This window comes from Stenotrophomonas sp. AS1 (assembly GCF_048957655.1).
GTDB lineage: Bacteria > Pseudomonadota > Gammaproteobacteria > Xanthomonadales > Xanthomonadaceae > Stenotrophomonas > Stenotrophomonas bentonitica_A.
Genome location: NZ_JARVXM010000004.1, coordinates 1 through 14,774, shown reverse-complemented (window position 1 = coordinate 14,774; position 14,774 = coordinate 1). Strand labels below are relative to the sequence as shown.

At 68.1% G+C, this 14,774-nt stretch carries 16 protein-coding genes; 12 read left to right on the top strand and 4 right to left on the bottom strand.

Translation table 11 applies throughout. From position 1 onward, the window contains the following. Window positions 1-70: 70 nt before the first annotated feature. Window positions 71-277, top strand: coding sequence for a hypothetical protein (locus PV764_RS07430; RefSeq protein WP_019183819.1), 207 nt, complete (start codon window positions 71-73; stop codon window positions 275-277). A gap of 56 nt (window positions 278-333) precedes the next feature. Here the strand turns inward: PV764_RS07430 and PV764_RS07425 are convergent, their stop codons facing one another. Next, on the bottom strand, window positions 334-1,452 hold the full coding sequence (locus tag PV764_RS07425; RefSeq protein WP_019183820.1) for an HDOD domain-containing protein: 1,119 nt from the start codon (window positions 1,450-1,452) through the stop codon (window positions 334-336). Between the two features lie 153 nt (window positions 1,453-1,605). Further along, complete coding sequence (gene ppa / locus PV764_RS07420; protein WP_019183821.1) at window positions 1,606-2,142, bottom strand: inorganic diphosphatase; 537 nt, start codon at window positions 2,140-2,142, stop codon at window positions 1,606-1,608. A 258-nt stretch (window positions 2,143-2,400) separates the two neighbouring features. Here ppa and PV764_RS07415 point away from each other — a divergent pair, with 258 nt between their 5' ends. The 5 genes from PV764_RS07415 (at window position 2,401) to PV764_RS07395 (ending at window position 8,166) form a co-directional block, all read left to right on the top strand. Next, a complete protein-coding gene (locus PV764_RS07415) occupies window positions 2,401-2,901 on the top strand; it encodes a hypothetical protein (protein ID WP_421116382.1) in 501 nt (166 codons plus the stop codon). After that, window positions 2,898-3,374 (top strand): hypothetical protein, encoded by a 477-nt coding sequence (locus PV764_RS07410; RefSeq protein ID WP_421116381.1) that lies wholly within the window; start codon window positions 2,898-2,900, stop codon window positions 3,372-3,374. The genes PV764_RS07415 and PV764_RS07410 overlap by 4 nt, the downstream gene beginning before the upstream one ends. A gap of 104 nt (window positions 3,375-3,478) precedes the next feature. Beyond that, complete coding sequence (locus PV764_RS07405) at window positions 3,479-3,979, top strand: RNA polymerase sigma factor (protein ID WP_046274129.1); 501 nt, start codon at window positions 3,479-3,481, stop codon at window positions 3,977-3,979. A gap of 134 nt (window positions 3,980-4,113) precedes the next feature. Beyond that, the gene (locus tag PV764_RS07400) at window positions 4,114-5,058 is read left to right on the top strand and encodes a FecR domain-containing protein (protein ID WP_037553337.1); all 945 of its coding nucleotides are present in this window, start codon (window positions 4,114-4,116) and stop codon (window positions 5,056-5,058) included. Between the two features lie 192 nt (window positions 5,059-5,250). Next, window positions 5,251-8,166, top strand: a complete 2,916-nt coding sequence (locus tag PV764_RS07395; protein WP_421116380.1) for a TonB-dependent receptor domain-containing protein — start codon at window positions 5,251-5,253, stop codon at window positions 8,164-8,166. A gap of 93 nt (window positions 8,167-8,259) precedes the next feature. Here PV764_RS07395 and PV764_RS07390 read toward each other — a convergent pair whose 3' ends face one another. Next, a complete protein-coding gene (locus tag PV764_RS07390) occupies window positions 8,260-8,517 on the bottom strand; it encodes a DUF2789 domain-containing protein (RefSeq protein ID WP_019183827.1) in 258 nt (85 codons plus the stop codon). 165 nt (window positions 8,518-8,682) lie between these two features. Here PV764_RS07390 and PV764_RS07385 point away from each other — a divergent pair, with 165 nt between their 5' ends. The 5 genes from PV764_RS07385 to PV764_RS07365 all read left to right on the top strand — a co-directional run bounded on the left by PV764_RS07385 (window position 8,683) and on the right by PV764_RS07365 (window position 11,718). Beyond that, window positions 8,683-9,270, top strand: a complete 588-nt coding sequence (locus PV764_RS07385) for a biliverdin-producing heme oxygenase (RefSeq protein ID WP_019183828.1) — start codon at window positions 8,683-8,685, stop codon at window positions 9,268-9,270. A gap of 49 nt (window positions 9,271-9,319) precedes the next feature. Then, window positions 9,320-9,712, top strand: coding sequence for a YbaN family protein (locus tag PV764_RS07380; protein WP_046274323.1), 393 nt, complete (start codon window positions 9,320-9,322; stop codon window positions 9,710-9,712). Between the two features lie 114 nt (window positions 9,713-9,826). Beyond that, entirely contained in the window at window positions 9,827-10,558 is a 732-nt protein-coding gene (gene exbB / locus PV764_RS07375; RefSeq protein ID WP_284128803.1) for a tonB-system energizer ExbB, read from the top strand. A 9-nt stretch (window positions 10,559-10,567) separates the two neighbouring features. Beyond that, complete coding sequence (gene exbD, locus PV764_RS07370) at window positions 10,568-10,993, top strand: TonB system transport protein ExbD (protein WP_019183831.1); 426 nt, start codon at window positions 10,568-10,570, stop codon at window positions 10,991-10,993. Then, window positions 10,990-11,718, top strand: coding sequence for a TonB family protein (locus PV764_RS07365; RefSeq protein WP_421116379.1), 729 nt, complete (start codon window positions 10,990-10,992; stop codon window positions 11,716-11,718). The genes exbD and PV764_RS07365 overlap by 4 nt, the downstream gene beginning before the upstream one ends. Before the next feature lie 62 nt (window positions 11,719-11,780). Here PV764_RS07365 and PV764_RS07360 read toward each other — a convergent pair whose 3' ends face one another. After that, complete coding sequence (locus PV764_RS07360) at window positions 11,781-13,808, bottom strand: sodium-translocating pyrophosphatase (protein WP_421116378.1); 2,028 nt, start codon at window positions 13,806-13,808, stop codon at window positions 11,781-11,783. Between the two features lie 361 nt (window positions 13,809-14,169). On the opposite strand from PV764_RS07360, the gene PV764_RS07355 reads away from it, so the two are divergent. Continuing rightward, the gene (locus PV764_RS07355; protein ID WP_019183834.1) at window positions 14,170-14,673 is read left to right on the top strand and encodes a hypothetical protein; all 504 of its coding nucleotides are present in this window, start codon (window positions 14,170-14,172) and stop codon (window positions 14,671-14,673) included. The last annotated feature ends 101 nt before the right edge of the window (window positions 14,674-14,774 follow it).

The window sequence follows — 14,774 nt, the reverse complement described above, 5'->3', positions numbered from 1 at the left end:
CCTCACAATTCGAGCGGAAATGCAGTTGATACCGTCAATCGGTCCAATCGTGGACGATTGAGAGATCGATATGAAAATGACGCTCGCTCAGAAGATTTCCGCTGTTCTGCTTGCCTCCCTGGCAACCGCGGCCAGTGCGTCGCCCGGCCTGATCATCTGCGGGGGAGGGCGCTACTGTGAAGACGTCCGCATCGAATGCCTCGCCGACGGTGGCTCGGCCGCCATGTGCGAGCGCCTGTGGCGCTTGTGCGTGCTGGACGCCTGTCCGCAGCGCTGAAACGACGATGGCGCGCCACGGGGCGCGCCATCCTTCAAGCATGCTCCGCCCCACACTCAGGCGTCGCTGGCCACCAGCCCCATCAGTGCGTTGGCGTGATCGCGCCACTGCGGGAGCTTGTTGAGCACGCCGGCCCGCTGCAGATACTCCTCGTCGACCGGGTCACCGTTGATCAGCGCCAGGGCCACGTGGACCGCACCGGTCACCCAGAAGCTGCGGGTGGTGGAGCGATGCGGCTGCAGGTGGAACGCCACGGCTTCGATGATCGGCATCGGCAGGCCCCACAGCCCCAGCAGGTAGGCGCCCGCCTCGGCATGGCCGGGGCGATTGTCGGCCGCGTCTTCCGGGGTGCGCTCGTTGCGTACGCCCGGCAGCAGCAGGCCGATGTCGGCCAGCAGGGCCGCGGTGGCGCCCAGTTCGGCGCTGGAATCGGGCAGCAGTTTGGCGGCCAGGCGCGAGGCCAGCAGTGCGCGCTGCTGCAGCGAGTTGCGCTCGGCACCGGACAGCGGTTGGGCCGAGAACACTTCGCTGGCCAGCACCAGGTCGCGCAGGGTCGACAGTCCCAGTCGGGTCACGGCGGTACGCAGGTCGGAAATGATCCGGCCGCTGTTGAAGAACGCCGAGTTGGACAACTGCAGCACCTTCGCCGCGATGGCCGGGTCGGCCGCGACCAGCTTGGCCACGTCGGCGGTATTGGTGTCGTCGTCGTGTTCCAGCGCCTGGGTGAGGGACAGATACAGGTGCGGTGGCGAGGGCAGCTTCTCGATCCGGCCGATGGCGCTGCGCAGGCGTGCGCTGTCGAGCAGTTCGCGCAGCTCTTCCAGGCTGGTCAGCGCTTCGAGCAGCACTTCCGGGGCCAGCGGCATCGGCAGGAAGCGGTGGGCGACACCGATCAGGCGCGCCGGCGGCGGGCGGTTGCCGTGCTCGGCATCCACCAGTGCGATGCGGATGGTCTCAGGGCGCAGCGTGCGGATCTGGCCGAGCAGCGTGGTGGCGTTGAGATCGGGCAACTGCGGGCACACGATCACCGCATCCACCGGCGAGCCGGCAACGATGCCCATGGCGCTCTGGCCATCGGCGGCGGTCAGCGGTTGCCACTCTTCCCCAAGATCGGCAATGAATTCCAACAGCTCAGCCGACAGGCTGGCTTCGTCCCCAACAAGCAGAATGCGCACGACACGGTCCCCTGGCTGACCACGGTGAAACGCACCGTGGACGGTGTGAAGAGACGCAATGTACCCAATCCGGCACGAATAGTGATGTGCCGCATTGGAAAAACGTGATGCACATCGCTCCGGCAGGCGGTGCCGGAGCGATGCCGGTCAGTCTCAGGCGATGTTGCCGAGGTAGCGCTGGTGCGCTTCGACCAGGATCTTCTTGGCTTCGGCGGCGCCGCCCCAGCCATCGAGCTTGACCCACTTGCCCTTTTCCAGGTCCTTGTAATGCTCGAAGAAGTGGCCGATGCGCTCCAGCCAGTGGCTGGACACCTGCTCGATGTCTTCCACGTGGGCATAGCCACTGAAGACCTTGGAGATCGGCACGGCCAGGATCTTTTCGTCGCTGCCGGCCTCATCGCTCATCTTGAGCACGCCGACCGGACGGCAACGCACCACCGAGCCCGGGACCAGCGGCAGCGGCAGCACCACCAGCACGTCGGCCGGATCGCCGTCGCCACACAGGGTGCTCGGCACGTAGCCGTAGTTGCAGGGGTAGCGCATCGGGGTGGAGAGGATGCGGTCGACGAAGATCGCGCCGGTTTCCTTGTCCACTTCGTACTTCACCGGCTCGGAATCCTTCGGGATCTCGATGATGACGTTGATTTCTTCCGGCGGGTTCTTGCCCGGCGAAACGAGTTCCAGACCCATGGGTGTGCTCCAGCTGAGAGGGGGTAGGGCGCAAAGTCCGCCATTTTATGCCTTTGCCGGCCAACGTGCAGCGGCCCGGCCGCCGGGGCGCCGAATCGGTCCGCCCGGCAGGGAAGAATCGCCACACGGTGGCCCCTTCCATCCCGACGCGGCGCTGGGTTGAGGCCTGATGGCCGAGCCCGGCGCCGCTGGCGATCATGGCATGGAACCCACTCCGAGCCTGGCGATGCCCAAGATGACCCCGATGGCGGCCTTTCGATGGCGGCGGCACTCTGCCTGGTGGCCCCGGCCGCCGAGGCCCATGCCTCGTCCAGACCGTACGTGGACCTGGTCGACTTTCCCTACAAGGAGGCGAACTGGGACCGTTTCTACGCCCTCGAGGGCCACTTGATGCGGGAGTTTCATGACCTGTGCGGCGTCACCTATTGCCAGGGTGTCTATGCCAACCATGTCCTGCTGCAGTTCCGCTGTTCGGTGCACGCGGCCACGGGCACCGTGACGGAATGCGCGCTGGTCATTGCGGCCGGCAACCTGGAGGTGGACGCCGCCACCGGCAAGGTCATGCCAGACAACCGTACCTGGGCGTGCGCCGTGCCACTGGCCCCGCATACGCCTGTGGAGGCCCTGCATGCCGCCCTGGGACGTCGTGACGCGTTGATCCTGCCGCTGCCGGGTACCGGACGGTCGGTCCATGACGCGCTTCTGGGCTGCCTCGGCGAAGGCGGTTCGCTTGCCGCGTCCCACAGGAGACACCCATGAACCGCTTCCTCGCGAGCGTCGCGCTTGTACTTGCAGCCGCCAGCTTCCCGGCAGGGGGCACCACTGCGGAGACCTTCATCGATGCGCGCAGCTATCCGACCCCGGCCGCCGGCCGGGAGCGCTTCCTCGCGCTGGAAACGCGACTGGTCCGCGGCTTCGATGAGGTCTGCGGCGATACCTTCTGCGAAGGGGAGTATCACAACCTGCAGTCACTGCGTTTCCGCTGTTCGGTCAACGCCGCCGATGGCGGTGTGGAGGAGTGCGTATGGACGTTCACCGGCAGCACCGCGCAGGTGGATGGATCGAGCGGGCGGATCATCGTCGATGCGCGCAGCTGGGCCTGCCCCGTCCCGCTGGCCGCCAGGACGCCCCTGCCGATACTGCTCCAGGCCTTGGAACAGGACGATCCACTGCACGTGCGGCTGCCCGGCACCACGACCAATCTCTACGAAGGGCTGACCGGATGCCTGTGACCGGCATGAGGCATGGCCAAACGTGACTCATTCTCATTTGCGGAGTAACATGCCGCGCCTTACGGGTTGCCGTCTCCCTGCGGTCCCGCTTTGTGCACTGGCCCATGTCCTCCAACGCCACCACTCTCACCGAGCTGTTGATACGCGAACGCCCGGCGCTGCTGCGCCTGGTGCAGCGCATTCTGGGCAGTGATGGCGGCGCGGAGGATGTGATCCAGTCAATCTGGTTCAAGGCCCGGGGTGTCGACGGCGGCCAGCCGATCAGCAACCCCCGGGCGTACCTGTATCGGCTGGCGGCGAATCTGGCCACCGACCACGGCCGTGAGCGCACGCGACGCACGCGCCTGTTGGCCGAGCATTACCTGTGGGGGCCGGACGAGGTGCTCTCCACCGAAGAGCAGGCGATGGCGCAGGACGAACTGCAGCGCGTGCTGGCGGCGGCCGAACATCTTCCCGAGCCGACCCGCACGATCTTCCGCCTCAACCGCCTGCAGGGCATGACCCAGGTCGAGGTCGCCAAGCGCCAGGGCGTGTCGGTGACGACCGTCGAAAACCACGTGCGCAGCGCCTTGCAGCGCCTGGCTTGGGCGCGCAGCGGGCGCTGAGCGGCGCGCATCCGGGCTTGGGGAAGCCCGTTTCCCATCCGTCTTGATCATAATGCCGACCCTTCCGGCCTCTTCTTCGTCCGCGCGCGCCTGCGCACCCACTGCCAGCCATGAGCCCGCACGAACAGCCTCCGATGTCCCGACCCTTGCCACCGTCCGACCCTGCTGCCGTCCAGGCCCGCGCCTGGATTGCCTGGCTGGCCTCCGGTGCGGTCGAGCCCGGGCAGATGCAGGCCTTCGAGCAGTGGTTGGCCGAGCCGGACAACCGGCGCACCTTCGAATACGAACGCCAGCTGTGGCGCAGCCTCGGGCCGCAACCGGCCCCGGCGGTGGTGGCCAGCCGGCCGCCGCGCCGCCTGCGCTGGCCCGCCGTTGGCGCGGCCACGGCCGCCTTGGTGGCGTTGGCCTGGGTGGCGCCGGAAGCCTGGTTGCGGCTGCAAGCCGATCACCGCAGCGGCACGGCCATCCACTCCGTGGTGCTTCCCGATGGCAGCCGCGCCGTGCTTGATGCCGACAGCGCCATCGCCATCCGCTACGACGGGCAGGTGCGGCGCATCGCGCTGCTGCGCGGCCAAGCGTGGTTCCAGGTGACACCCGACGCGGCGCGCCCATTCCAGGTGGATGCGCAGGGCGGGGTGATCGAGGACATTTCCACGGCGTTCGCGGTCGCACGCGAAGGCGACCACGTGGACACCGTCGTGGCGCAGGGCCGGGTCCGGGTCGCAGCGGCCGATCGGGGTGGCTGGACCTATCTGGACGCGGGCCAGCGTGCGCGCTTTGCACCGGGCGGGCGGGTCACACGGCAGGAAGACGTCGCGCTGGACAGGATCGCGGCCTGGCGTGAGGGCGAACTGCTGCTCGACGCAACCGGGGTGGAAGAGGCGGTGCGGCGCATCGCGCGCTATCGGTCCGGGCCCACCTTCGTGCGCGGAGATCTGGCCAGTCTGCCCGCGATCAATGCGGCCTTCCGCATCGACCGGCCGGAGCAGGCCCTGGATGCCCTGGCGGTCAGCGCCGGGTTGAGCGTGACCCGCCTGCCGATGGGCGTGGCGATCGTGGCACCGGCCACCCACCCGTAGCGCGGCGGGCCTGCTGCGGAGGCGGCGTGGCGTGCGTCCAGTCGGGGGGCGGCGCATTGGTCTTGGGGCAGCGACCTGTTCGTTCGTCTTACCCGGCATAACGTACCCGCCGCCGCCACGTACGTCCGCTGCATCCGCACCTGCGTGCGGATGACCCGCCTCTGCGGCACTGATCTTTCGACAGGTTTTTTCATGCGTACTTCCACCCGCGCGGGGCATCGCCTGCGCCCGTCACGTCTCTGCATCGCCCTGCTCAGCGCCGGCCTGGCCACCGCGCCGGCACTGCCGGCCCTGGCCCAGTCCAGCCCGGCCTCCGCTGCGGCCACGCTGCGTTTCGACATTCCCGCCCAGCCGCTGGCCGACGCGCTGCGCACCTACATGCGGCAATCCGGTGTCCAGGTCGCCTATCCGGCAACACTGGCCGAAGGGCTGACCTCCACGGCGGTGGCCGGGCAGATGGATGCACCGTCGGCCTTGCTGCGCCTGCTGCAGGGCAGTGGGTTGAACATGCGCCAAGTCGGGCCGGAAGCGGTAACGCTGGAGCGCGCACGGGTGGCCGCCAACGACGACGGCCTGATCGTCACCGATGCGCTCAGCGTGGCAGGTGATCGCATCGAGGGCGGCAGCGACGCCGAGCGCGCGCTGGACGTGTACCGCACCGCCGGTTCCAGCGCCTACATCGACCGCACCACCATCGAGCGCTTTCGCGGCACCTCCACCTCGGACATCGTCAAGGGCGTGGCCGGTGTGACCGCCGGCGATCCGCGCACCGCCAACGCGCTGGACGTGAACATCCGCGGCATCCAGGGCCAGAGCCGCATTCCGGTGATCATCGACGGCGGGCAGTCGACCATGGATACCTACCGGGGTTACGCAGGCCAGTCGCAGCGCACCTATCTGGATCCGGACCTGATCTCCAACATCACCATCACCAAGGGGCCGAGCCTGGGCGTCAACGCCTCCGGCGGCATCGGTGGCGTGGTCGAGATGGACACCCTGAAGATCGAGGACGTGCTGCGTGAGGGCCGCGACGCCGGGCTGCGCGTGCGCACCGGCATGGCCAATGCCAGCGCCAACAACGTGCCCGCCTACGACGCCGCACCGCGCACCGACCGCAGCGCCCTGGGCAGCCAGTTCTTCAACATCGCCACCGCCAAGCATTGGGATCGCTTCGACCTGGTCGCCGCCTACGCATGGCGCGAGAACGGCAACTATTTCTCCGGCAAGCACGGCTACGACGACTTTCCACAGACCCGGCGCACGCTGGCGCCGTTGAATCCGCCGGATACCGAGGTGTTCAACACCTCCTCGCGCTCGGAGTCCTTCCTGCTCAAGGGCACCTGGCGCATCGACGATGACCAGACGCTGGAAGCGGGCTACCGCCGTTATGAAGGCACCGCCGGCGAGATCATGGCCTCGCAGATCATCCGCGTGGACCGCGACCGCGTGCCGCAGTGGGACCCGGGCCATGTCGACATGGATGCCTACAACCTGCGCTACCGCTTCAACCCGGACAACGAGCGGATCGATCTGAAGGCCAACCTCTGGTACACCGATGCCGACAGCCTGATGTACAACGGCCTGACCGGCATCACCCCGTGGTACTTCGATCGCCGCACCGAGTGGTACGACGGCCCCTCGTTCAACACCGATCCGGGCTACAAGGATGCCTACCGCAATGAGCTGACCCAGACCCGGCTCGGTTTCGATGTGGGCAACACCACGCATCTGGACGGTCGCGCCGGGTTGTTCACGCTGGACTACGGCCTGTCCTTCAGCGACGAGGACGTCGGCCCGGGCCCGCACTCGCCGGTCATGCACGACGACCTGGTCAACAACCGCTTCCTGCGCAACGCCGAGCGCAAGGAATACAGCGCGGTGGCCTCGGTCAAATGGCAGCCGGACGAGCATTGGGAAGTGGTGCTCGGTGGCCGCTACAACCGCGTCAACGTGCACGACCGCAATCGCCTGGCCACGCCGGAAACGTACGGGGTGATCGGTCAGTACCGCTACACCCAGCTGCTGGACGGCAACCCCAATCTTCCGGCATGGCGCGCCAAGCGCATCGCCATGCTCAACTGGTATCCGGATGCCAACGGCCAGTTCACCGAGGCCTCGCTGCTGGCATCACCGTATGAGAAGGGCACGGTGGCCGACATCACCGGCTGGAACTTCTACGACGCCGATGATGCGGAGGATCTGAGCGTGCCGGTCAGCTGGACCTGGTCGCAACCGATCCGTCGGCGCGACAGCGCCTTCATGCCCAGTGCCAGCGTCGCCTACCGTTTCGACGAAGACACGATGGTATACGTGAAGTACGCCGAGGGCGTGAAGCTGCCCAGCCTGTTCGAGACGACCCTGGGCCTGTTCACCGCGGCCAAGCCGACCGGTGAGCTCAAGCCGGAGCGGGCAGGGACCTGGGAGGTCGGTGCGAGCACGGTGCGCCACAGCCTGTTCACCGAGGGCGACCAGGCCGGCTTCAAGCTGGCCTACTTCAACACGCGCATCGCTGATCTGATCACCCGCGACTACCGCACCCTGTCGGCCGGGCTGATCCGCAACGTCGACCGCTTCAAGGTCTCCGGCGTGGAGTTCCAGTCCAGCTATGACAGCGGCATGGTGTTCGCCGATCTGTCCGCGCACTACTACATTCAGGCCAAGACCTGCGCGCCGGACATCGCCGCCGAGCGTCGTGCCTACGGCATCCAGCGGAAGATAGAGGAACTGAAGAACACGCCGGACTGCGTGGATGGTGGCTTCGAAGGGTCCTACAGCAACACCCAGAACCCGCCGCGCTACAACGTCAACCTGACCCTGGGCTCGCGCCTGTTCGACCAGCGCCTGAGCTTCGGCACCCGGGTGATCCACAACGCCGGCCCGATCAGCACGCTGGACAAGGAATGGAACGTGGGCCTGTCGGCGATCCAGCAGCTGTACCGCTCGGTGACCATCGTGGATCTGTTCGCCAGCTGGCAGGCCAGCGAGCAGTTCGCGGTCGACCTCAACGTGGACAACCTGACCGACCGCTACTATCTCGATCCGCTGGCGCTGGGCGTGATGCCCGCACCGGGCCGGACGGTGCGGCTGGCGCTGACCTACCGCTACTGATGCCCGGACACGACAGGGGCCGGCATGGCCGGCCCCTGTCGTGCATCCAGCCTGCCCATCCTGGGCCGGCCGGCATCAGATGCCCGTGATCGCTCAGCCGGCGTTGGCCTGCGCGGTCGCATCGGCGTGCAGGGCTTCGCTGAGCTCATCGACCACGATCGCCCACTCCGCATCCGAGCGCAGCTGCTCGGTCAGGAACTGGCGCTGCCCATCGTTCCAGTACGGCGCTTCGATCAGGCGGATATCGTTGGAGAGCTGGTGGTCGCGGATGAAGGCGGCGATCGCCTCCTCGCTGGCCTCCAGCCCGAGCTGCAGGAACAGATTGGTCATGCGCGGTTCGGTGGTGATCATCGTGTCATTCCAGTGGCAGGGCGTGGCCCGTATTATCGGGGCAAGGCCGTGACGGTGGCATGTGACGGACGCAACGCTCCCCACGCGACAATGGGCTTGGGGTTGCAGCCGTGACAGACGTCTTCAACAGAGAACCGCGCCCCACTTCCCCATCCAAGCAGTGCCATGATCGTCATCGATACTCCCCAAGCCACCCGCAGCCAACGCCTCAAGGCCGCCACCCGTGACAGCCACGGCGCGCTGGACAAGCGCATCATGGCCGGCGACATCTTCGCCAGCCGCGACCTGTTCGCGAAATTCGTGCGCGTGCAGTTCCGCTTTCACCGCGACATCGACGCGCTGTATGGCAACCCCGCGCTGGACGCGCTGCTGCCTGACCTGGACGAGCGCCGCCGGCTGCCGCTGATCGCCCGCGACCTGGCGGATCTGGAACAGACCCTGCCACTGCCGGCATCCACCGGCCTGGATGGCGACCTGCCGCTGCCGGCCGCGCTCGGCTGGCTGTATGTGGCCGAAGGCTCCAACCTGGGGGGCACCGTGTTGTACAAGATGGCCGCCAGGCTCGGCCTGGACAGTGACTTCGGCGCGCGCCACCTGGCCGCACATCCCGATGGCGCGGCCCGCCATTGGCGCGCGTTCACCGCCGCGCTCGACGGCGTCGCGCTCACCCGGGCGCAGGAGCAACAGGTGATCGATGCCGCCGATGCCGCTTTCCGCAGCGTGCACGGTCATGTCGAGGAAGAATTCGCATGAGCACCGCTCGGCACAGCTCCGCCGTGCCGGACCGCCACGGCCACCCGTGATGCGCTGGCTCTGGTTCGGCCTGGGCTGGATCATGGTGGCGCTGGGCGTCATCGGCGCCCTGCTGCCGGTGATGCCGACCACCATCTTCCTGATCCTGGCCGTCGGATGCTTCGCGCGCAGCTCGCCGAAGTTCGAGCGTCGGCTGCTCGAGCATCCTCGTTACGGCCCACCGCTGCGCCTGTGGCGCGAGCAGGGCGCGATCAGCCGCAAGGGCAAGGCCTTTGCCGGCGCCGGCATGGCGTTCGGCTTCGTCATGTTCTGCTGGGGCGCGCATCCGTCCTGGCCGCTGCTGCTCGGCGTCGGCCTGTTCTTCGCCGCCAGCGCGGCCTATGTGCTGTCACGGCCCGCGCCGCGGCCATCGGCCACGCCGGATCGCCCGTCGGAGCGCTGAACGTGCTGTCCGCCCCGCACTGATTCCCACTGCTTCGCCCCCCGATACTCCTCCGCCCTTTGCCTGCCTCCGGCCCTGTCACGCGCCGCGATGCCCTGACCGACGACTCCGCCCATGACCCTGCCCATCGCTCTTCCTGCCACCGTGGCGGCGCTGCCGCATGACCTGACTCCCTGGGGCATGTACCAGGCCGCCGATGGCGTGGTGCAGGCCGTGATGATCGGGCTGGCGCTCGCCTCGATCGCCACCTGGACCGTGCTGGTCGCCAAGACCTGGGAGCTGGCGCGGCAGCGCACGACGTTGCGCGCGGCCCGTGCGCTGCTGCTGCAGGCCGCGCACCTGCCGGCGCCGCAGACGCAGCGGTTGCTGGACGAGGGGGTCGCGCATGCGTTGATCGATGCCGCCCGCACCGAGCTGCGCCTCTCGCATGACGCGCATGATCCGGTCGGGATCAAGGAGCGCGTCGCGTCGCGCCTGGAACGCATCGAACTGGCGCATGCGCGCCAGCTGCGCACCGGCGTGGGCCTGCTCGCCAGCATCGGCGCGATCGCGCCGTTCGTCGGCCTGTTCGGCACGGTATGGGGAATCATGAACAGTTTCATCGGCATCGCCCATGCCAACACCACCAATCTTGCCGTCGTCGCGCCGGGCATCGCCGAGGCGCTGCTTGCCACCGCACTGGGCCTGGTCGCGGCGATTCCCGCCGTGGTGATCTACAACCACTTCACCCGCGTGCTGGCCGGTATCCGCGGCCTGCTGGGGGATCTGTCCGCGGGCGTGCAGCAACTGGTCTCGCGCGATCTGGACCGGCTTGGCAAGGCGCCGGCCGTGCACGACGCGCGCTGAGGACCGGCCATGCCCATCAAGACCGCCCGCCACGACGACGACGCGCTGGAAGAAAGCCACGAGATCAATGTCACGCCCTTCATCGACGTCATGCTGGTGCTGCTGATCATCTTCATGGTCGCCGCGCCGCTGGCCACCGTGGACACGCCGGTGGACCTGCCGGCCAGCACTGCGCAGCCGCAGCCACGCGATGGCGAACCGGTGTTCCTCTCGGTGCAGGCCGATCTGTCACTGAGCATCAACGACGTGCCGGTGGGCCGTGATGGCCTGAAAGCCGCGCTGGAGCGGCTGACCGCCGGTGACCACGAGCAGCGCATCTACCTGCGCGCCGACCAGGCGGTGCCCTATGGCGATCTGATGCAGACCATGAATGCCCTGCGCACGGCGGGGTATCGCAGGATCGCGCTGGTCGGGCTGGAGCAGCGCCGCGAATGAGCCGCGACCCCGCCGCGACGCTGCGCTGGGTGGGCAGCCTGGCCCTCGTGTTGGCCGTGCATGGCGCGCTGATCGGCGGCGCGCTGTGGTGGCAGCAGCGTGCGCCGGTGCTGGTCAGCGACACGCCCGTGGAAGCGGTGATGGTGGAACTGGCGCCGGTGCCTGAGGCGCCGTCCGCGCCACCGAAGGAGATGCCGCCCGGGCCGCTGCAGCACGAACAGCATCGGCCCGAGCCTACGCCGGTGCCGAAGTTCGATCTGCCGCCGGCCGACACCCCGGACGCGCAGGGCGTGCTGCGTCGGCAGACGCCGCGCGAAGAGGAGCCGACCGACCCGCACAACGTCGATCAGACGCTGGCACCGCCGGATGTCTCCGCACGCCCGTCCGAACGTTACGCTGCCACGCAGACCGTGGCCGGCCACCAGGGCAACGCGGCGGTCACCTGGCAGGGGCTGCTGCTCGGCCATCTGGAACAGTACCGCCGCTATCCGCGCCAGGCCGAGCGCCTGCGCCAGCAGGGCGTGGCCTATGTGCGCTTCTCGGTCGACCGCCAGGGCAATGCCTCCAACATCCGGCTGGGCCAGAGCAGCGGTCATCCGCTGCTGGATGAGGAAACCCTGGCCACGGTGCGCCGCGGCAGCCCGCTGCCGCCGCCGCCCGCCGAGGTGGCCGGTGATCCGGTGGAGGTGATGGTACCGGTGACGTTCTTCATCCGGCGGCGTTGAGGCGCGGCAGGAGAACACCCCTTGGGCGCGCCGGCCAACGAGGCCCGCGCGCCCGTCCTGCCTCAGAGCAGCGGCACCAGCAGCAGTGCCACGATGTTGATGATCTTGATCAGCGGGTTGATCGCCGGGCCGGCCGTGTCCTTGTACGGATCACCGACGGTATCGCCGGTCACCGCGGCCTTGTGCGCCTCGCTGCCCTTGCCGCCGAAATGGCCATCTTCGATGTACTTCTTGGCGTTGTCCCAGGCGCCGCCGCCGGTGGTCATCGAGATCGCCACGAACAGGCCGGTGACGATGGTGCCGATCAGCAGGCCACCGAGCGCACGCGGCCCGAGCAGCAGGCCGACCACCACCGGCACGGCGACGGGCAACAGCGAGGGGATGATCATTTCGCGGATCGCCGAGCGGGTCAGCATGTCCACCGCGCGGTCGTACTGCGGTTTGCCGGTGCCTTCCATGATCCCGGGAATCTCGCGGAACTGGCGGCGCACTTCCTCCACCACCGCACCCGCCGCGCGACCCACCGCTTCCATCGCCATGGCACCGAACAGGTAGGGGATCAGGCCGCCGATCAGCAGGCCGATGATCACTTCATGGTTGGACAGATCGAAGGCGAAGGTCTCGCCGGGATTGGCGGCCTGCAGGTTGTGGGTGTAATCGGCGAACAGCACCAGCGCGGCCAGGGCCGCTGAGCCGATGGCGTAGCCCTTGGTCACCGCCTTGGTGGTGTTGCCGACCGCATCCAGCGGGTCGGTGATGTCGCGGATTTCCGGCGGCAGTTCGGCCATCTCGGCGATACCGCCGGCGTTGTCGGTGATCGGGCCGTAGGCATCGAGTGCGACGATCATCCCGGCCATCGAGAGCATTGCCGTGGCGGCGATGGCGATGCCGTACAGGCCGCCGAAATAGTGTGCCAGCCAGATCGCCACGCACACCGCGATCACCGGCAGGGCGGTGGACTTCATCGAGACACCGAGGCCGGCGATGATGTTGGTGCCATGCCCGGTGGTGGAGGCCTGCGCCACGTGCTGCACCGGTTTGTACTGGGTGCCGGTGTAGTACTCGGTGATCCACACGATCAACCCGGTCAGCACCAGCCCGATCAACGCGCAGAAATACAGGTTCAGGGCGCCATGCGCGTTGTCCGGCATCAACTGCGTGGTGATCGGGTAGAACGCGATCGCCGCCAGCACCCCGGATACGATCACGCCCTTGTACAGCGCGCCCATGATCGAGCCGCCCGGTTTTACTTTGACGAACAGCGCGCCCACGATCGAGGCGATGATCGAGACACCGCCCAGCACCAGCGGATACAGCACCGCATTGGCACCGGCCTCGGCGATCATCAGGTTGCCGAGCAGCATCGTGGCGATCACGGTGACGGCGTAGGTTTCGAACAGGTCCGCCGCCATGCCGGCGCAGTCGCCGACGTTGTCACCCACGTTGTCGGCGATCACCGCCGGGTTGCGCGGGTCGTCCTCGGGAATGCCGGCTTCGACCTTGCCGACCAGGTCCGCGCCGACGTCGGCGCCCTTAGTGAAGATGCCGCCGCCCAGCCGCGCGAAGATCGAGATCAGCGACGAACCGAACGCCAGCCCGACCAGCGCGTGCAGCGTCTGCGCGACATCCAGCCCGAGCTTCAACAGCAGCGCGTAGTACCCGGCCACGCCCAGCAGGCCCAGCCCGACCACCAGCATGCCGGTGATCGCACCGCCGCGGAAGGCCACGTCCATGGCCGCGCTCAGGCCGTTGCGGGCGGCCTCGGCGGTGCGCACGTTGGCGCGGACGGAAACGTTCATGCCGATGTAGCCGGCCGCGCCGGAGAGCACGCCGCCGATCGCGAAGCCGATCGCGGTGTACCAACTGAGGAAGATGCCGACCAGCACGAACAGCACGGCACCGGCGATGGCGATGGTCAGGTATTGGCGGTTGAGGTAGGCGCGCGCGCCTTCCTGGATGGCGGCGGCGATTTCCTGCATGCGCGCATTGCCAGCCGGCTGCCGGAGGATCCAGCGTGCCGACACGATGCCGTAGAGAATCGCGAGGATGGCGCAGAACAGCGCCAGAGAAAGCCCATAACGTTCCAGCATGTCCCCTCCCGGGTGATGGAATGACATCCAGTGAACGGATGAACTTCTCCACGGGGGGCACAACGGGCTGCAACCATGAACCAACCCATTCAGACCGTGCCCGGTCGTCAAGCGTGTGGCGGTGTTCAGCAATCCCTGGTGGCCCGAGTATGCGGGCAAATCCTCGATGCAAGCCAGCGAGGATTACAAACCGCATGCGTGAGGCCGAACTGTCAGTGACATGGGTAGCGCCGACCAGTGGCATGGGTAGTGCCGGCCGCTGGCCGGCAACCACGCAGATCCGGACGACGGGCCGCCTTTGCCACGCCGTTCAGCCACCCACTGGCAGCCTCGGCCCATCCCCAGCCGTTGGAGTCCTGCCATGTCCCCCCGTCATCTGTTGTGGCTGGCCCTGTTGCCCGCCGTGTCCTCTTTCGCCGCCGAGACCCCCGAACTGCAGCGCGCCGCGGGCACCCCGCAGGCGGTGGGCGCGGCCCACACCCTGCGCCAGATTCCCGAAGCCTGCGCCCGGCTGGAAGGCGTGTTCACCGGCGAGGCGGCACAGCCGTACAAGTTCGCCGTGGTCCGCACCAGCGAGCAGTGCCAGCCGCGCGCCCGCTTTGTGGACTACGACAAGGCGCAGCCCAGCGAGGCCAAGGGCTGGAAGCTCAATGATGTGATCCGTGTGCCGAATGCAGGCTGCCCGGCGCAGCAGGCGGTGGTGCGCGTGTGGCGCATGCCGGTCACCACCACGCCCGAACTCGATGGCCAGGGCCAGTCGCGCATATACCTGGAAGACGCCAAGAAGCAGGCCGCCGCCGGCAAGATCGCGCAGGTGCCGATGTTCGCCGCGCAGATGAAGGTCGAGGGCAAGGCCTGCAACTGACCTGACCACGCACCGGTAGTGGCGGGCGCGGGGCCGCCCCCCCCCCCCCCCCCGCCCCGCCCCCCCCCCCCCCCCCCCCGGCCCCCCCCCCCCCCCCCGGG